This is a genomic window from Amycolatopsis sp. NPDC045836, from assembly GCF_056431745.1.
The window spans coordinates 99,858-117,244 of the sequence record NZ_JBWKKF010000013.1; the positions used below are offsets into that span (position 1 = coordinate 99,858).

Annotated in this window: 19 protein-coding genes and 1 riboswitch; of the genes, 8 read left to right on the plus strand and 11 right to left on the minus strand. The window is 71.2% G+C overall.

The annotated features are described in order from the left end of the window. Positions 1–106: 106 nt before the first annotated feature. The gene (gene lepA / locus AC07EG_RS24745; RefSeq protein ID WP_478255551.1) at positions 107–1,999 is read right to left on the minus strand and encodes a translation elongation factor 4; all 1,893 of its coding nucleotides are present in this window, start codon (positions 1,997–1,999) and stop codon (positions 107–109) included. Positions 2,000–2,092: 93 nt separating this feature from the next. On the opposite strand from lepA, the gene AC07EG_RS24750 reads away from it, so the two are divergent. Next, the gene (locus tag AC07EG_RS24750; protein ID WP_478255552.1) at positions 2,093–2,680 is read left to right on the plus strand and encodes a class I SAM-dependent methyltransferase; all 588 of its coding nucleotides are present in this window, start codon (positions 2,093–2,095) and stop codon (positions 2,678–2,680) included. 10 nt (positions 2,681–2,690) lie between these two features. On the opposite strand, the gene AC07EG_RS24755 is transcribed toward AC07EG_RS24750, so the two are convergent. The 3 genes from AC07EG_RS24755 to AC07EG_RS24765 form a co-directional block, all read right to left on the minus strand. Next, complete coding sequence (locus AC07EG_RS24755; protein WP_478255553.1) at positions 2,691–3,026, minus strand: hypothetical protein; 336 nt, start codon at positions 3,024–3,026, stop codon at positions 2,691–2,693. A 103-nt stretch (positions 3,027–3,129) separates the two neighbouring features. Continuing rightward, positions 3,130–3,519, minus strand: a complete 390-nt coding sequence (locus AC07EG_RS24760; RefSeq protein WP_478255554.1) for a VOC family protein — start codon at positions 3,517–3,519, stop codon at positions 3,130–3,132. Positions 3,520–3,541: 22 nt separating this feature from the next. Further along, positions 3,542–4,402, minus strand: a complete 861-nt coding sequence (locus AC07EG_RS24765; RefSeq protein WP_478255555.1) for an EamA family transporter — start codon at positions 4,400–4,402, stop codon at positions 3,542–3,544. Positions 4,403–4,561: 159 nt separating this feature from the next. Here AC07EG_RS24765 and rpsT point away from each other — a divergent pair, with 159 nt between their 5' ends. Beyond that, on the plus strand, positions 4,562–4,822 hold the full coding sequence (rpsT, locus tag AC07EG_RS24770; RefSeq protein WP_153035025.1) for a 30S ribosomal protein S20: 261 nt from the start codon (positions 4,562–4,564) through the stop codon (positions 4,820–4,822). A gap of 86 nt (positions 4,823–4,908) precedes the next feature. Beyond that, positions 4,909–6,336, plus strand: coding sequence for a Si-specific NAD(P)(+) transhydrogenase (gene sthA, locus AC07EG_RS24775; RefSeq protein WP_478255556.1), 1,428 nt, complete (start codon positions 4,909–4,911; stop codon positions 6,334–6,336). Positions 6,337–6,496: 160 nt separating this feature from the next. Here sthA and holA read toward each other — a convergent pair whose 3' ends face one another. Beyond that, positions 6,497–7,465 (minus strand): DNA polymerase III subunit delta, encoded by a 969-nt coding sequence (holA, locus tag AC07EG_RS24780; RefSeq protein ID WP_478255557.1) that lies wholly within the window; start codon positions 7,463–7,465, stop codon positions 6,497–6,499. Between the two features lie 124 nt (positions 7,466–7,589). Next, positions 7,590–7,723: riboswitch (SAM riboswitch) on the plus strand. Between the two features lie 11 nt (positions 7,724–7,734). On the opposite strand from holA, the gene thrC reads away from it, so the two are divergent. The 5 genes from thrC (at position 7,735) to AC07EG_RS24805 (ending at position 13,321) form a co-directional block, all read left to right on the plus strand. Next, positions 7,735–8,994, plus strand: coding sequence for a threonine synthase (thrC, locus tag AC07EG_RS24785; protein ID WP_478255558.1), 1,260 nt, complete (start codon positions 7,735–7,737; stop codon positions 8,992–8,994). Between the two features lie 490 nt (positions 8,995–9,484). After that, positions 9,485–10,147 carry a ComEA family DNA-binding protein gene (locus AC07EG_RS24790; RefSeq protein WP_478255559.1) on the plus strand — a complete coding sequence of 221 codons (663 nt, stop codon included), beginning with the start codon at positions 9,485–9,487 and terminating at the stop codon, positions 10,145–10,147. Further along, positions 10,144–12,534: a ComEC/Rec2 family competence protein gene (locus AC07EG_RS24795; RefSeq protein WP_478255560.1), complete on the plus strand. Its 2,391-nt coding sequence runs from the start codon at positions 10,144–10,146 to the stop codon at positions 12,532–12,534. The genes AC07EG_RS24790 and AC07EG_RS24795 overlap by 4 nt, the downstream gene beginning before the upstream one ends. A 62-nt stretch (positions 12,535–12,596) precedes the next feature. After that, complete coding sequence (locus tag AC07EG_RS24800; RefSeq protein WP_478255561.1) at positions 12,597–12,914, plus strand: metalloregulator ArsR/SmtB family transcription factor; 318 nt, start codon at positions 12,597–12,599, stop codon at positions 12,912–12,914. After that, positions 12,911–13,321 (plus strand): SRPBCC family protein, encoded by a 411-nt coding sequence (locus AC07EG_RS24805; protein ID WP_478255562.1) that lies wholly within the window; start codon positions 12,911–12,913, stop codon positions 13,319–13,321. The genes AC07EG_RS24800 and AC07EG_RS24805 overlap by 4 nt, the downstream gene beginning before the upstream one ends. A 118-nt stretch (positions 13,322–13,439) precedes the next feature. On the opposite strand, the gene AC07EG_RS24810 is transcribed toward AC07EG_RS24805, so the two are convergent. The 6 genes from AC07EG_RS24810 to nadD form a co-directional block, all read right to left on the minus strand. After that, a complete protein-coding gene (locus AC07EG_RS24810) occupies positions 13,440–13,832 on the minus strand; it encodes a DUF6221 family protein (protein ID WP_478255563.1) in 393 nt (130 codons plus the stop codon). 142 nt (positions 13,833–13,974) lie between these two features. Then, positions 13,975–14,832, minus strand: a complete 858-nt coding sequence (locus AC07EG_RS24815) for a DegV family protein (protein ID WP_478255564.1) — start codon at positions 14,830–14,832, stop codon at positions 13,975–13,977. Positions 14,833–14,841: 9 nt separating this feature from the next. Further along, on the minus strand, positions 14,842–15,579 hold the full coding sequence (gene octT, locus AC07EG_RS24820; RefSeq protein ID WP_478255565.1) for a diglucosylglycerate octanoyltransferase: 738 nt from the start codon (positions 15,577–15,579) through the stop codon (positions 14,842–14,844). Continuing rightward, positions 15,576–16,181, minus strand: coding sequence for a histidine phosphatase family protein (locus tag AC07EG_RS24825; protein ID WP_478255566.1), 606 nt, complete (start codon positions 16,179–16,181; stop codon positions 15,576–15,578). The genes octT and AC07EG_RS24825 overlap by 4 nt, the downstream gene beginning before the upstream one ends. Further along, the gene (gene rsfS, locus AC07EG_RS24830; RefSeq protein WP_478255567.1) at positions 16,178–16,597 is read right to left on the minus strand and encodes a ribosome silencing factor; all 420 of its coding nucleotides are present in this window, start codon (positions 16,595–16,597) and stop codon (positions 16,178–16,180) included. Before rsfS ends, AC07EG_RS24825 begins: the two co-directional genes overlap by 4 nt. 46 nt (positions 16,598–16,643) lie before the next feature. Further along, positions 16,644–17,267, minus strand: coding sequence for a nicotinate-nucleotide adenylyltransferase (gene nadD, locus AC07EG_RS24835; protein ID WP_478255568.1), 624 nt, complete (start codon positions 17,265–17,267; stop codon positions 16,644–16,646). Positions 17,268–17,387 lie beyond the last annotated feature (120 nt).

The window sequence follows — 17,387 nt, forward strand, 5'->3', positions numbered from 1 at the left end:
GGGAGCGCGCCACATAGAGGGGGGTGGGGTCGTTCTGCTCCCCTCCCCCCCCCCCCCCCCCCTTTCTCCTCTCCCCCCCCCCCCCCCCCCCCCCCCCCCGCCGGAGTCACTTCCTGCCCTTGCCCTTGTCGGAGGAGGTGTCGTCGGTGGACAGCGCGGCGACGAAGGCCTCCTGCGGGACCTCCACCCGGCCGACCGTCTTCATCCGCTTCTTGCCTTCCTTCTGCTTCTCCAGCAGCTTCCGCTTCCGCGAGATGTCACCGCCGTAGCATTTGGCGAGCACGTCCTTGCGGATGGCGCGGATGGTCTCGCGGGCGATGATCCGCGAGCCGATGGCCGCCTGGATCGGCACCTCGAACTGCTGGCGCGGGATCAGCTCGCGCAGCCGCGTGGCCATCTTGTTGCCGTAGGCGTACGCGGCGTCCTTGTGCACGATCGCGGAGAACGCGTCCACCGTCTCGCCCTGCAGCATGATGTCGACCTTGACCAGGTCGGCCGCCTGCTCGCCGGCCTCTTCGTAGTCCAGCGAGGCGTACCCGCGGGTGCGTGACTTCAGCGAGTCGAAGAAGTCGAAGATGATCTCCGCCAGCGGCAGGTTGTACCGCAGCTCCACCCGCTCCTCGGACAGGTAGTCCATGCCGAGCAGCTGCCCGCGCTTGCTCTGGCACAGCTCCATGATCGCGCCGATGAACTCCGACGGCGCGATCACCGTGACCTTGCTCAGCGGCTCGTGCACCTCGGCGATCTTCATCCCGGTCGGCCAGTCCGACGGGTTGGTCACCGTCACCTCGCTGCCGTCCTCCAGGTACACCTGGTAGACCACGTTCGGCGCGGTGGAGATCAGGTCGAGGCCGAACTCGCGCTCGAGGCGGTCGCGGGTGATCTCCAGGTGCAGCAGCCCGAGGAAACCGCAGCGGAAGCCGAAGCCCAGCGCCACCGAGGTCTCCGGCACGTAGGTCAGCGCGGCGTCGTTGAGCTGCAGCTTCTCCAGCGCCTCGCGCAGCACCGGGTAGTCCGAGCCGTCGACCGGGTACAGCCCGGAGTAGACCATCGGCTTCGGCTCGCGGTACCCGGCCAGCGGCTGCTCGGCGCCCTTGCGCTCGGAGGTCACCGTGTCGCCGACCTTGGACTGGCGGACGTCCTTCACCCCGGTGATCAGGTACCCCACCTCGCCGACGCCCAGCCCGGCGCTGGCCTTCGGCTCCGGCGAGATGATGCCGACCTCGAGCAGTTCGTGGGTGGCCCCGGTGGACATCATCTTGATCTTCTGCCGCGGGGTGATCTTGCCGTCGACCACGCGGATGTAGGTGACCACACCGCGGTAGGTGTCGTAGACCGAGTCGAAGATCATCGCGCGCGGCGGGGCGTCGGCGTCACCGACCGGCGGCGGGACCTGCCGCACCGCTTCGTCCAGCAGCTCGCGCACGCCCTGGCCGGTCTTCGCCGAAACCCGCAGCACGTCGGCGGGCTCGCAGCCGATGATGTGCGCCAGCTCGGCGGCGTACTTGTCCGGCTCGGCGGCGGGCAGGTCGATCTTGTTCAGCACCGGGATGATCTGGAGGTTGTTCTCCAGCGCCAGGTACAGGTTGGCCAGGGTCTGCGCCTCGATCCCCTGCGCGGCGTCGACCAGCAGGATCGCCCCCTCGCAGGCCTCCAGCGCGCGGGAGACCTCGTAGGTGAAGTCCACGTGGCCCGGGGTGTCGATCAGGTGCAGCACGTGGTCCTGCCCGTCGACCTGCCACGGCAGCCGCACGTTCTGCGCCTTGATGGTGATGCCGCGTTCCCGTTCGATGTCCATCCGGTCGAGGTACTGCGCGCGCATCGCCCGCTCCTCGACCACGCCGGTGAGCTGCAGCATCCGGTCGGCCAGGGTGGACTTCCCGTGGTCGATGTGCGCGATGATGCAGAAGTTTCGGATCAGCTCCGGCGGGGTGAAGGTGGTGTCGGCGAACGTCACAGTGACTGGTCCTCGGCATGGGTCGGGATTCGGTCCCCCCATCGTCCCATGAAGGGTCACCGACGCGGTTGACCAGTGCTCATCTCCGGGCGATCCCCGATGCGACCGGCTGCGCTCCGTGTTGACATCGAAGGTATGAGCGCTTCCCTCGAACAAGTCCTGGACCGGGCCTTCGGCCACCCGCGCGGGCTGCTCGGCCGGGTCGGCGGCTGGCTGATGGCCACCGGCAACGCGGCGACCGAACGGCACGTGGTGGCCGTCGCCCGGCTCACCGAGGGCGAATCGGTGCTGGTCATCGGGCCGGGGCCGGGCGTCGGCGTGCTCGCCGCCGCCGGCCGGGCCGCCCGGGTGATCGGGGTCGACCCGTCCGCCGAGATGCTGGAGCTGTGCGCCGAGCGCTGCGAAGGCACGCGGAACGTGGAGCTGCACCTCGGCTCCGCCGCGGAGACCGGTCTCGACGACAGCTCCGTCGACGTGGTCATCTCGGTGAACAACGCGCAGCTGTGGCCGGACCGCGCGGCCGGGTTCACCGAGCTGCGCCGGGTGCTGCGCCCCGGCGGCAAGCTCGTGCTCTCCGCCCACGAGAAGTGGCTCCCCGTGAGCAGGCACGAACTCGCCGCCGAGGTGACCGGCGCGGGGTTCACCGACCTGCAGACCTGGGTGTGGGATCCGCCGGGACCGCTGGCCGCCCGCGCGGCGCAGCTGCGCGCGATCCGCGCCTAGTTCCCGGCCCTCACGACACCCGGAACGAACCAGCGCGGTTGCGCCAGCCGCTGCCGACGTTCAGCAGATCGGCCGCGTGGTCGATCCAGACCGACGAAGGCTCTCCGAGGCCGATGGGATCGCGCAATTTCACGTCGCACTGGCTGAACGCTCCCACCGAGCTGAACTTGTTGTTCCAGGTTCCTCCGGAAGGGTGGGCATACGCGGTGCCGTGACCACCCGGGATGCCCGCTTCCTGCCGCGCATCAGCCGCGTTGCCGGCACACGCGTAGCGAACGGGGTCGGTGGTGAGCATGCAGTACGCGGCCGCCGCCGCACCGGCGTCCGCCGAAGCCGTCCCGGTCATCGTTTTCCGCCGCGATTCCAAATTGCCACGGAAAACACCGGTGTTCTTGACGCAGGGACCACACTTCCTTGACTTCCGGTGCACAACCGCACCTGAGGGTGGCTCAGTCCTTCGAGTGGTCCCGGACGTCGGTGCGCAGCGGGTGCCCCGCCGGAACCTCGACCAGCACGATCCGGGTGCCGTCTGGGTCGGCGATCCAGGCTTCGTCCAGGCCCCACGGTTCACGGCGGGCCTCGCGCACCGGCTCGACGCCCTTGGCCGCCAGTTCGGCCAGCGTCGCGGGCAGGTCGCGGACCTGCAGCCAGAACGCCACGTCCGGGGTCGGGCCGGTCTCCCCGCGGCCGACCACCTCGAGGAGGCCGCCGCCGAGGAAGAAGATGGTGCCGATCGGGATCTCCCGGTAGATCGCCAGGCCGAGGGTGTCGCGGTAGAAGGCGGTGGAGACCTCGAGGTCCTTCGGCATCAGCAGGACGCGGCTGCTCAGAACTTCCATGCGTTCCTGCCTACCGGTGGGCTCACGCCACCGCAATGGCACCGATGCCGGCCAGCACGATGCCGGACCCGAGCAAGCGGCGCAGCGGGTCGGCTTCGCCCAGCACCAGCCACCCGGCCAGGCCACCGAGCACGATGCTCAGCTCACGGGCGGGTGCGACCAGGCTCACCGGCGCCAGCCGCATGGCGAACAGCACGAGCAGGTAGGCCACCGGCGAAAGCACCCCGACCAGCAGCACCTCCCGCCGGTACCGCCGCCACAGCCCGCCCGTGGCCGCGCCACGCAGGGCGTACGGCGCCAGCAGCGCGCTCTGCAGCACCGCGCCGAGGCTGAAGTAGACCAGCGGCGGCACGGCCAGGGTGGTCACCGAATGCGCGTCCCACAGCGTGTACCCGGCGATCGCGGCGCCGGTGAGCAGGCCGTAGCAGAAGCTCGCGCGGCGTTGCCGCGGATCGCCCGCCCCGCCGCCGCTGCCGATGACCAGCACCCCGATGACCACCAGCACCGCGCCGAGCAGGCCGAGCCAGCCGGGCCGTTCACCGAGCACGAGCACCGCGGCCAGCACCGCCAGCAGCGGCCCGCTGCCCCTGGCCAGCGGATAGACCACGGACAGGTCGCCGACCGCGTAACCGCGCTGCAGCACGATGCCGTACGCGACGTGCAGCACCGCGGTCCCGGCCGCCGCCGCCAGCCAGCTCCACTGCGGACGTGGCCCGGCGACCAGCAACGAGACCACCGCGACCGGCGCGAACACCACCGCCGTCACGGTGTAGTAGAGGAAGACGAACCGCGCCCCGCCGTCGGCCACCCGCTTCGCCGCGAGGTTCCACCCGGCGTGCACCACGGCCGCACCGAGCACCAGGAGCAGGGCCGTCACGTTCACCGGTGGTCAACCTACCGCCCGCCGACGGGCCCGCTGAGCAGGGGTGTTAGGCTTTTCGCTCGTTGCCGCGCGGCATTCCGTCATGGAGGAAACCCGCGTTTCGCGGGGCCACCCGGTCGCGGCGGCGAAACCACCAGAAGGACCCAGAGGAGCGCCGGTATGGCCAACATCAAGTCGCAGATGAAGCGCATCAAGACCAACGAGAAGGCGCGTCAGCGCAACCAGGCGATCCGGTCCTCGGTGAAGACCGCGATCCGCAAGTTCCGCGAGGCCGCGGACTCCGGTGACAAGGCCAAGGCCGCCGAGGCCCAGCGCGAGGCCGCGCGCAAGCTGGACAAGGCCGCCACCAAGGGTGTGCTGCACGCCAACCAGGCCGCGAACAAGAAGTCGGCCATGGCCAAGCGGGTCAACTCGCTCTGACCCCGGCTTCGGAAAAGCCCCCGGTGCGCTGGTCGACCGGGGGCTTTTCCGTGTGCTCGGGGCTCCGATGGGGCAGGCTGTGCGGCGTGAGCGCCTATGGAAGTGCCTACGACTACGACCTGATCGTCATCGGCTCCGGCCCCGGCGGGCAGAAGGCCGCGATCGCCGCGGCCAAGCTCGGCAAGCGCGTGGCGGTGGTCGACCGCCACGACATGATCGGCGGGGTCTGCGTCCAGACCGGAACGATCCCTTCCAAAACGCTGCGCGAAGCGGTGCACTACCTGACCGGGATGAGCCAGCGCGAGCTGTACGGGGCCAGTTACCGGGTCAAGCAGGACATCACCATCACCGACCTGATGGCGCGCACGCAGCACGTGATCGGGCGCGAGGTCGAGGTGGTGCGCGCGCAACTGCAGCGCAACGGGGTGCACCTGGTCAGCGGCCTCGGCCGGTTCACCGATCCGCACACCGTCGCGGTGGAGGGCGGGCCACGCGGTGAGCGGACGTCGCTGACCGGCGAGTACGTGGTGATCGCCACCGGCACCCGGCCGGCCCGCCCACCGGAGGTCGACTTCGACGAGGAACGCGTGCTCGACTCCGACGAGATCCTGAGCCTCGACCGCATCCCGACGTCACTGGTGGTGGTCGGGGCCGGGGTGATCGGCATCGAGTACGCCTCGATGTTCGCCGCGCTCGGCTGCCGGGTCACCGTGGTCGAGCAGCGCGAGCGGATGCTGGACTTCTGCGACCCGGAGATCGTCGAATCGCTGAAGTTCCACCTGCGGGACCTGGCGGTGACCTTCCGGTTCGGCGAGAAGGTGGTGGACGTGGCGGTCGGCGAGCACGCCACGGTGACGTCGCTGGCCAGCGGAAAGCGCATCCCGGCCGAGGCGGTGATGTACTCGGCGGGGCGGCAGGGCATGACCGACGACCTCGGCCTGGAGCACGCCGGTCTCACCGCCGGCAAGCGCGGACGGCTGACCGTCGACGACCACTACCGCACGGCGGTCCCGCACATCTACGCCGTCGGCGATGTGATCGGCTTCCCGGCGCTGGCCGCGACGTCGATGGACCAGGGCAGGCTGGCCGCGTACCACGCCTTCGGCGAGCCGGCGAACGAACTGGCCGCCCTGCAGCCGATCGGCATCTACACCATTCCGGAGATCTCCTACTGCGGTGCGACCGAGGCCGAGCTGACCTCCTCGTCGGTCCCGTACGAGATCGGTACCGCCCGATACCGCGAACTGGCGCGAGGCCAGATAGCCGGCGACTCGTACGGCATGCTCAAGCTGCTGGTCTCCACGGAGGACCGCACCCTGCTCGGCGTCCACGTCTTCGGCACCGGGGCGACCGACCTGGTCCACATCGGACAAGCCGTCATGGGCTGCGGTGGCACCGTCGACTACCTGGTCGACACGGTGTTCAACTACCCCACCCTGTCGGAGGCGTACAAGGTCGCTGCCCTGGACGCCACCAACAAGATCCGCGCCCTGGCCCGCTTCAGCGAAACCTGACCCACCTCAAGAACCATCCTCGCCCCGACGCGCAGCCCGGAATACGTCCCTTCGTCCACTCAGCCTTCAGCCCAACCCGACCCGGTCACAGCCGATCCCACCCAGCCGGGGCCACCTCCCCAGCACGCGCCCGCCTGCCAGCACCGGACCGCCGTCCACCTCAACGGCGGTCCTTCGCGGCCGCGATCTCCAGCACCGCGCGTTCCAGGGCGTAGTCGGGGTCAGCCGCCGCGCCCTTCACGTCGGCGTTCAGCTTCGCGACGACGCGCATCGCGTCGGCCAGGCCGTCAGCTCCCCAGCCGCGCACCTGCCCCTGCGCCTTCCGGATCTTCCACGGCGGCATGCCCAGCTCCCCCGCCATCGAGTTCGGGTTCCCGCGTCCCGCCCCCGCCACCCGCGCGATGGTGCGCACCGCGTCGGCCAGCGCGTCGGCCACCAGCACGTGCGGCACCCCGATCTGCATCGCCCAGCGCACCGCTTCCAGCGCCGCGGCGCGATCCCCCGAGACGGCCTTCTCCGCCACCGCGAACCCCGTCACGTCGGCCCGCCCGCGGTGGTAGCGCCGCACGGCCTGCTCGTCGACCTTGCCGCCGGAGTCGGCCACCAGCTGCGTCGCCGCCGAGGACAATTCCCGCAGGTCCGAGCCGACCGAGTCGATCAGCGCCATCACCCCGGCGGCGTCGATCTTGCCGCCCGCCTGCCGGACCTCGTTGCGCACGAACGCTTCCCGCTCGGCGGGCTTGGTGATCTTCGGGCATTCGACCACCTGTGCCCCGGCCTTGCGCAACGCCGCGGGCAGCGCCTTGCCCGCCTTCGTCCGCCCCCCGCCGGTGTGCACGACGACCAGCACCACGCCGTCGGCGGGATCCTTGACATAGGCCAGGATCGCGTCGCCGATCTCCTGCGAGGCGTCCTGCGCGCCGTCGATCGCGATCACGCGTCCCTCGCTGAACAGCGACGGACTGACCAGTTCCGCGAGCATCGGAGCTGTGAGTTCGGACACTTTGAGCCGGGTCAGGTCGGCCGCCGGATCGGTGCTCCGGGCGGCCTCGAGAGCGGCTCGAATCGCCCGCTCGATGAGCAGTTCTTCTTCGCCGAGCACGAGGTGGAGAGCGGCTGCGTCGGTCACCCGCACGATCCTGCCACGCCCGTCGGCCACTAGCCCGGCACGGTGAGGTGGTCGCGAGCTCGTGCCGGAATGCCGTACGGTGTTGGCGAGGCACCGCGCCGAGCGCGGGCCGACAACCGCATAACGCTCATCCAGAGGGGCAGAGGGATACGGCCCGAAGAAGCCCCGGCAACCGGCGTCAGCCTGTCATCTCGATTCCGCGAGGTAGCTGACGAGCACGGTGCCAATTCCGGCCCACACCCGTGGGGCAGATGAGGAAGGACCTCGCGATGACTGCCACCCTCCGCACGACCAAGCGCACCCTGGACCTCGGCCCGGCCGCCGAACTGGTGTCGAAGGAAGAGGGGCACCGCCAGCCGCTGGCACCCGAGTTCGTCTCCGCCGAGGACTTCTCCCCGCTCGAGGTCGCCTACGACTTCGGCCGCGTGCGCCGCGAGGACATCGAGAAGGGCCCGCGCAACATCTGGCGCTACAAGAGCCTGCTGCCGGTGCCGTCGAACGTCGAAGAGATCCCCAACACCGAGCCCGGCTGTACCCGGCTGGTGCGTGCCGACCGGCTCGCGAAAGCCTTGGGGCTCAAGCGAGTCTGGGTCAAGGACGACACCGGCAACCCCACCCACTCGTTCAAGGACCGCGTGGTCGCGGTGGCGCTGGCCGCCGCCCGCGAGTTCGGCTTCAACGTGCTGGCCTGCCCGTCCACCGGCAACCTGGCCAACGCCGTGGCCGCCGCCGCGGCCCGCGCGGGCTGGGAGTCGGTCGTGCTGGTCCCGAAAACCCTGGAGCGGGCCAAGATCCTCACCACCGCGGTGTACGACGGCGCGCTGATCGCGGTGGACGGCAACTACGACGACGTCAACCGCCTGGCCACGCAACTGGCCTCGGAGAACGAGAACTGGGCGTTCGTCAACGTCAACGTGCGGCCGTACTACTCCGAGGGCTCGAAGACGCTCGCCTTCGAGGTGGCCGAGCAGCTGGGCTGGCGGCTGCCGCAGCAGATCGTCGTGCCGATCGCCTCCGGTTCTCAGTTGACCAAGGTGGACAAGGGTTTCCGCGAGCTGGGTGAACTCGGCCTGGTCGAGCAGTCGCCGTACAAGGTCTTCGGCGCGCAGGCCACCGGCTGCTCGCCGGTGTCGGCCGCGTTCCGCGCCGGGCACGACGTGGTGCAGCCGGTCAAGCCGGACACCATCGCCCGCTCGCTGGCCATCGGCAACCCGGCCGACGGCCCGTACGTGCTGGACGTGGTCAACCGCACCGGCGGCGCCATCGAGGACGTCAGCGACGAAGAGGTGGTCGAAGGCATCCGGTTGCTGGCCCGCACCGAAGGCATCTTCACCGAAACCGCCGGCGGCGTCACCGTGGCGACCGCGAAGAAGCTCGTCGAAGCCGGGAAGCTGAACCCGGACGAGGAAACCGTCCTCCTCATCACCGGCGACGGCCTCAAGACCCTCGACGCGGTCGAAGGCAAGATCGGCCCCCGCGCCACCGTCCCCGCCTCCGCCGACGCGGTCCGCGAAGCCCTCGCGAAGTAACCTCCTTTCCATTCCGGCTCGACCGTGGCCTTCGGAGCAAAGCTCCGGAGGCCACATTCATGTCCGCACCTCCATGCGCACCAACCTTCCGTTCCCTGACCGGCCCACCCACTCCCTATCGCGCACACCACCCCCTCCGTTTTTCCACCGAGTTCAGCTACTTCCACAGCTCGCCGACCGCGTCCACTTGCCGTCACACCAGCCGGGTTCCGTCCGGCCACAAAGAAATATCGAGTCGCCGTCCAGTCATCCGAAGAACAAGCCCGCCGCCGCCCAGCCACCTCTGAGCAGTGCACCTTTTCTTGAATACCACATCCGCGCCGGCCGCCAACCGAGTTGTCCACAGCCGCCCAGTTGTCCACAGCTCGCCGAATTGCCCTGTCCTCCCCCGCCCAGTCCACTTAACGTCGCTTGTGTGTTCGAGCGAAGCCAAACAACCCTCTCTCCCGGAGCACCGACCTCCGAGGAGCCCAAGCCCGACGTCGCCGAGTTGGCGGCCCGGGTCCAGCGCGACCGCGCCCACGGGAAGGTCACGCGCTGGCTGCCGAAAGCACGCGGCAGTCCGGTCAAGCAACGCGCCACGATCGCGCTCGCCGTGTTCGGCGTGTTCGTGGTCGTGCTCGCCTCGGTTCTGCTGTTCGACGGCGAACCGGAGCCGGAGCGCGCCCCGCCGTTGCCCATGGCGCGGGCCGCACCGGCCGCCACCAGCTCGCCGCCGAGCGCCACCGGCGAACTGGTGGTGAGCGTGATCGGCAAGGTCGTCCGGCCGGGCCTGGTCACGCTGCCCGCCGGGGCCAGGGTCGCGGACGCGGTGCGAGCCGCCGGTGGCGTGCTGCCCGAGACCGATCTCGCCACCGTGAACCTGGCTCGCCGCCTCACCGACGGCGAGCAACTGGATGTGGGGGCGCCACCACAGGCCCAGGGTCCGGCGCCGGCTTCCCCCGGCGCCGGGCCTCCGGTCAAGGTCGACCTCAACACCGCGAGCCTGGCCCAGCTCGACGATCTGCCCGGTGTGGGCGAAGTGACCGCGCAACGCATTCTCGACTGGCGCAACCAGCACGGCCGCTTCACCGCGGTCGAGCAACTCCGTGAAGTGGAAGGGATCGGCGAAACGCGGTTCTCGCGCCTGCGTGACCAGGTGACCGTGCAATGACCCCGGCCGCCGATCCGGCGGTGAACCCGGGGCCGGCCGCACACGACCTGCGGCTGGTACCGGCCGCGCTCACCGTCTGGCTCGGCACGCTCGGCGGGCTGCTGCTCGGCTGGTGGCTGACGGTCGTGGTCGGCGCCGGGGTCGCGATCGCGGCAGCCGGTGGGCTGGTGCGCACGCGTCGCCGGGGTGGGAACGGTGAGCGGCTGCGCGCGCTTTTGCCGGCATTGCTGGGTTTTGGTGCGGTGGTGGCGGTCGTGGTGACGCCGCGGCTGCACCACGCGCAGGAAGATCCGATGCGCCCCGCGGCGGATCGGGGTGTACCGGCGGTGCTCCGGGTGACGGTCACCGAAAGACCACGGCCGATCCGTTCGGCCGGTTACGCGGGAAGGGCAGGTGGTACGAGTGCGGTGGTGATTCCGGCTGAGGTCACCGGGGCGACGGTCGATGGGCAGGCGGTGCCGTCGACCGGCCGGGTGGTGCTGCTCGCCGCGCTGGACGGGTGGTCCGATCTGCTGCCAGGGCAGCAGGTGACGGCTTCGGGGTCCCTGGCCCCGGGGCGGCCGGCCGAAATGACCGTGGCGGCGCTCCGGGTACGAGGGCCACCGCGGGAGGTCACCGAGCCGCCGCCGTGGTGGCAGCGAGCGGCGGCGTCGATGCGGGCCGGGCTCCGGGAAGCGTCCGGTGTGCTCGACGAGGAGCCCGCCGGGCTGCTGCCCGGACTGGCCGTCGGCGACACCAGCGGCATGTCACGGCGGGTCGAGGACGAGTTCCGCGATGCGGGCCTGTCGCACCTGACGGCGGTCAGCGGTACGAACGTGACCATCGTGTGCGGTGCGGTACTGCTGCTGCTCCGGCTGCTGCGGCTCGGGCCGGTGGTGTCGGCGGCGGGCGCGGGCGCGGCTCTCGCCGGGTACATGGTGATCACCGGGCCCGAACCCAGCGTGCTGAGGGCCGGGGTGATGGGGGCGGTCGGGTTGCTGGCGCTGGCGCTCGGCCGTCGTGGTACGGCGCTTCCGGCGTTGGCGGCGGCGGTGACCGGCCTGGTGCTGTACGACCCGGCGATGGCGGCCAGCTTCGGCTTCGCGCTGTCCGTGGTGGCGACGGCGGGGCTGGTGTTGCTGGCTCCGCGCTGGGCGGCCGCACTCGCTCGCCGCGGGGTGCCGTCCTGGCCGGCCGAGTGGCTGGCGGTGCCGGTGGCGGCGTTCGCGGTGACCGCGCCGATCCTCGCGGGCATGGCGGGTGAGCTGAGCCTGGTGGCGGTGGTGGCGAACCTGCTGGCCGCTCCGGTGGTCGCCCCGGCGACCATTCTCGGGGTACTGGCGACGGTGCTCGGCACGGTGTGGCCCGCTGCGGCGGAACTGCTGGTGCGGCTGGCCGGGCCGGAGGCGAGCTGGCTGATCCTGGTGGCCCGGGAGGCGTCGGCGGTACCCGGTGCGGTGCTGGCCTGGCCGCCGGGCTGGTGGGGTGGGCTGCTGGCCGCCCTCGTGGTCGGTGTGCTGCTGGTGGTGTTCCGGTTCGCCAGGGTGCGGCTGGTGCTCGCGGCCGGGCTGGTGCTCGTCCTGCTGACGACGGCGCCCGCCCGGGTGCTGGCGCCGCCGTGGCCGCCACCGGGATGGGCGGTGGTGGCCTGTGACGTCGGCCAAGGCGACGCCATCGTGCTGGCCACCGCTGAGCCCGGGCGGGCCGTCGTGGTGGACACCGGGCCGGAGCCGGGGCCGGTGGACCGCTGCCTCGACCGGCTCGGGGTGGACAGGGTGGCGTTGCTGGTGCTGAGCCACCTGCACGCGGATCACGTGGGTGGCTTGGCCTCGGTGTTCGAAGGCAGGACCGTGGGCGCGGTGGCCGTGGGGGCCGGGCGGGCACCGCGCTGGGCTTGGGACGAGGTCGCCGAGGTGACCGGGGCGCAGGGGGTGCCGCTGGTGGAACTGCCGGTCGGGCAGCGGCTGGAGTGGCCGGGGCTGGGTCTCGACGTGCTCGGTCCGCGGCACGTCACCACCCGCGCCGGGGCGGAGAAGGACGGCACGCTGATCAACAACAGTTCGCTGGTGCTCAGAGGCCACACCAGCGCGGGACGAGTACTGCTCACCGGTGACGTCGAACTGGCCGCCCAAGCGGATCTGCTGGCAGCGAAGGAGGACCTCCAGGCCGACATCCTGAAGGTGCCGCACCACGGCTCGCGGTACTCGCTGCCCGCGTTCCTGGCCGCGGTCGGCCCGCGGATCGCCGTGGTCAGCGTGGGCGCCGGGAACTCGTACGGCCATCCGAGCCAATCCACAATGGACAATCTGGGCAAGGGAGGTGCCCTGCTGACGCGAACCGACACCGACGGTGACACCGCCGTGTTCCTCCACGACGGCGGTCCGGCCGTGCTCCGCCGTGGGCGCTGAGCGACGGAAAACATGTAGGCGATAGTTGACATGTCGGCTCTAGCCTACATATTCTCCCGGGCATGTCCGATGCAGTCTTTCTCGCGCTGGCGAGTCCGGCCCGGCGTCGCCTGCTGGAGTTGCTGGCGGACGGGCCGCGGACGGCCGGGGATCTGGCGGCGCAGTTCGAGATGAGCCGTCCGTCCGTGGCCGAGCACCTGAAGATCCTTCGCCAGGCAGCGCTCGTCCGCGACGAACCGGTGGGGCGGCAACGCTTCTACCACCTCGAACCGGCGCCGCTGGCGCAGGTCGGCGACTGGCTGCACCCGTTCGAGCGGTTCTGGCGCGAGCGGCTGCGCACCATGGCGGAACTCGTGGAAGAAGAGGACGAAGCACCATGACCTACACCCGTACCGGCACCATCACCGTCGACCAGTTCATGGCCGCCCCACCGGCCAAGGTGTGGCGGGCGCTGACCGATCCCGACCTGCACGCGAAGTGGTGGGCACCCGGGGACATCGCCGAGCACGTCGGTCACGAGTTCCACCTGAGGATGCCGGGGTACGGCGAGGTGCCGTGCCAGGTGATCGAGTCGCAGCCGCACGAACGGTTCGCCTACACCTTCAACGGGACCTGGACGCTGACCTGGCGGCTGGTCCCCGAGGGCCACGGCACCCGGCTGCTGCTCGAGCACTCCGGCTTCGACCTCGACGACCAGCGTCAGCGCGACGCCTGCGAACGCATGGGGCCCGGGTGGCGGGACGGTGTGCTGCCCAGGCTGGCGGAACTGGTTCCGGCGATCGGCTGAACCGGAACCACCGTGGACGTGACCCACCGGCGTGCACCGGGGAGCCACGTCCACGGCAGGGCCGCCGGGCGGAGCAAGAGCCTTCTCATACCTAGTTCGCCCGTTCGGCGGCCAGTTGTCAAGGGCGCCATTCCCGGCGGTACCCCGGGTGGTCGGCGTAGGGCAGAGCCAGCAACCGCAACGTCCGGCACCAGTTCTTGCCCGGTTCACCACCGGGGACGTGGCACACCTCGCACCAGTAATCACTGCCGTAGAGGGGGAACCCCGCCACCCGGTCGGTCACCGCGGTCTCGTGGGTTTCGACGATCAGCCGGGTCGCTTCCACCTCGCGGATCATCCGGTTGATCGATTCGAGTTCGACGGTGCCGAGGCCGCGGATGCGCATCTCGGTCTGGGTGGCCAGGTCGGCGTGGTCGAGCTGGTCGCCCGCCTTGCCCTTCTGCACCGTCCGCATGATCAGGCTCTGACGTTCGTTCACCATCGCGGTCAGGAACGCCACCAGGTCGGTCACCGGGGATCGTCCTTTCTGGGTAGACCCGCGCGATCCCCTGACCCGGGCCCCGAGCGGGCCCACCGCGCCTACTTGCTCTTCGGCAGTATCTCACCCAGTGTTACGAACGGGACATAACAAGGAGGTCACTACGCAGCGAAGATCACCGTGCGTGCAACGCCGGGCGCTGGACGACCACCCCGAGCACGCCGGGACCGGTGTGCGCGCCGATCACCGCGCCGAGTTCCGAGACCAGGCAGCCCGACGAGCGCGGCAGCTGCTCCTCCAGGCGGTTCGCCAGCTCCACCGCCCGCTCCGGGGAGGCGAGGTGGTGCACGGCGAGTTCCACCGGGTCGTCGCCGGCGGTCCGCACGGCCAGGTCGACCATGCGCGCCATGGCGCGGTTCATCGTGCGCACCTTCTCCAGCGGCAGGATGCGCCCCTCGGACATGTGCAGCACCGGCTTCACCGCCAGCGCCGTGCCCAGCAGGGCGGCGGCCGAGCCGATGCGGCCACCGCGGCGGAGGTGTTCGAGGGTTTCCACCACGAAGAGCGTTTCCGAGCGGCGGGCGGCCTCGACGGCGGCCTGCTCCACCTCGGCCGGGGACGCCCCGGAGGCGGCGGCCGAAGAGGCGTGCAGCGCGGCGAATCCGAGCCCCATCGCGGTGGTGCGCGAATCGACGATGCGCACCTTGTCCGGCCCGACCTCCTGCGCGGCCAGCACGGCGGCCTCCCAGGTGCCGGACAGTTCCCGCGACAGGTGCACCGAGACCACCGCCTCGGCACCGCCGGCCAGCGCGTCCCGGAACTGGGTGGCGAATTCGGCGGGGGTGGGCCTGGACGTGGTGACGATGCGGTGCTGCCCCAGCGCCTTGGCCAGGGCGGCCGGGCCGACGTCGGTACCGTCCAGTGCGGACACCCCGTCGATGAGCACGTGCAGGGGCACCACCCGGATGGCATGCCGATCGGCGAAACCCTCCGGCAGATGGGCGGTCGAATCCGTGACTACGGCTACCGGCACGGCATCAGCCTACGGGTCCTCGCGTGGTTCCCCGGTGAACAGCAACCCGGCGACGAGTTTTGCCATTTCGGCACCCACCGCGGCGTGTCCCGCCCAGCCCCAGTGCATGCCGTCGGGATTGCCGTGCCCGCCGAGCACGTGCGGCCCGACGACCTCGGCGAGGTCGAGCACCGGAACCTCCCGCCGCCGCGCCCAGTCGGCCACCGCGGCCGCGGCGGCGGGACGCGCCGAGTGCACCCCGCCGTACGACGCGGCCCGGTGCACCGACGGCAGCACGCCGACGATCGGCAGCGACGGCCGCAGGGTCCGCAGCGCCTCGACCGAGAGATCCAGGTACCGCACGGTCAACGCGGCGGGCAGCACCGCGGGCCTGCCGCGGAACGCCACCGCCAGCCGCGGCTGGGCGGCGAGGTAGGCGCGCCGGGCGACGCGGCGCAGGCCGTCCGGGCGCAGGTACCGCAGCCCGGTGCGCAGGTAGGTGGGCAGCGGCGAGGGCAGGGTGTCCATGCTGCCGATGGCCAGGACCACCACGTCGGCGTGGTGCAGATCGGCCCACACCCGGGGGTCGCCGGTCAGCGACCACCACAGGTCGCGCGCGTTCCAGCCGAAACCGGCGACCAGGTCGGCGGTGCCGCCGAGGGCGTCGGCGGCGAGGTTCGGCCAGAGGCGGGGTTCGTCGGCCGCGTACTCGTGGTCGGGGCCGTGGAAGCTCAGCGAGTCCCCGAACACCAGCAGCCGCGGGCTCACCCGGTGATGCCGGCGTTGTACACGTGCAGCCGCCACATCTGGTTGCGGCGCCCCAGCTCCACCCAGTGGCAGTTGGCGATGCCGCCGAGCGTGGGCCACACCTGGACCGGCAGCCCGAGCAGCCGGGCGGTCAGCGCGATGATCAGGCCGCCGTGCGCGGCCAGCAGCACGGTGTGCCCCGTTTCGGCGGCCACCAGGTCCGCGACCACCTCGGAGGCGCGCTCGGCCACGTCCACCCGGGACTCACCACCGGGCGGCGCCCAGGTGGCGTCGGTGCGCCACCGGTCGCGCTCGCCGGGGTACTTGGCGTCGACCTCGGCGCCGGTCATGCCCTGCCACTCGCCGAGGTGGGTTTCACGCAGGCGCTTGTCGATGCGCAGCGGCACCCCGATGGCGTCGGTGAGCACGGTGGCGGTGTCGGTGGCGCGGCGGAGGTCGGAGGCGATCACCAGCTCCGGTGAGAACCGGGCGAGCGCGGGCGCGGCGAACCGCGCCTGGTTCCAGCCCACCCGGGTCAGCGCGGAGTCGAGGTGCCCCTGCATGCGGCCGGCGGCGTTGTAGTCGGTCTCACCGTGCCGCCACAGCACCAGCCGCTGGGTCACGGGCGCTCCCCGGCCGGTCCCTCATCGGCACCGCCGGCACCGGTGGCGCTGCCCTGGGTCAGGCCGTCGACCTCGATGTGCGGGCAGTCCTTCCACAGCCGTTCGAGGCCGTAGAACGAGCGCTCCTCGTCGTGCTGGACGTGCACCACGACGTCGACGAAGTCGAGCAGCACCCAGCGGCCTTCCCTGGCGCCTTCCCGGCGGACCGGCTTGTGCCCGGCTTCGCGCAGCTTCTCCTCGACGTTGTCGACGATCGCGCCGACCTGCCGTTCGTTGGGCGCCGAGGCGATCACGAAGGCGTCGGTGATGACGAGCTGGTCGGAAACGTCCAGCACGACCACGTTCGACGCCTTCTTGTCCGCCGCCGCGTGTGCGGCGGTGACGGCCAGTTCCCGGGCTTCGGACGTGGCGGTCAACAGGGCTCCTTCGGGTAAACGGATGCGCCCGATGAGGGTACCCGGATCAGTGGGGCCCCCGGTCCAGGGCGTCGGTCAAGGCACCGCGGTAGAGGCCGCGCTTGTCGATGTAGCGGACCACGCCGTCGGGCACCAGGTACCAGACCGGCTCGCCGCGTCCGACCCGTTCACGGCACCCGGTGGACGAGATCGCCATCGCGGTCACCTCGACCAGGCTCACCTTGCCGCTGGGCAGGTGGTGGTCGTTGAGGTGGTAACCGGGCCGCGTCACGCCGATGAAGTGGGCCAGGTCGAACAGCTCCTCGGCGTTGCGCCAGGTGAGGATCTGCTCGAGGGCGTCGGCACCGGTGATGAAGTGCAGTTCGTCGTCGGGGTACTCGGCCCGCAGGTCGCGCAGGGTGTCCACGGTGTAGGTCTGGCCACCGCGGTCGATGTCCACCCGGCTGACCGAGAACACCGGGTTCGAGGCGGTGGCGATCACCGTCATCAGGTACCGGTCCTCGGCCCTGGTGACCACGCGGCCGGACTTCTGCCACGGCTGCCCCGTCGGCACGAAGATGACCTCGTCGAGGCCGAAGCGCGACTGCACCTCGCTGGCCGCGACGAGGTGCCCGTGGTGGACGGGGTCGAAGGTTCCGCCCATGACCCCGATGCGACGCCGTTCTGGCATGGACAGGCAGCGTACGTGGCCTGGTGCACGGGCGCGGGGGGGGGGGGGGGGGGGGGGGGGGGGGGGGGGGGGGGGGAGGGGGGGGGAGGGGGGGGGGGGGGGGGGGGGGGGTGGGGGGGT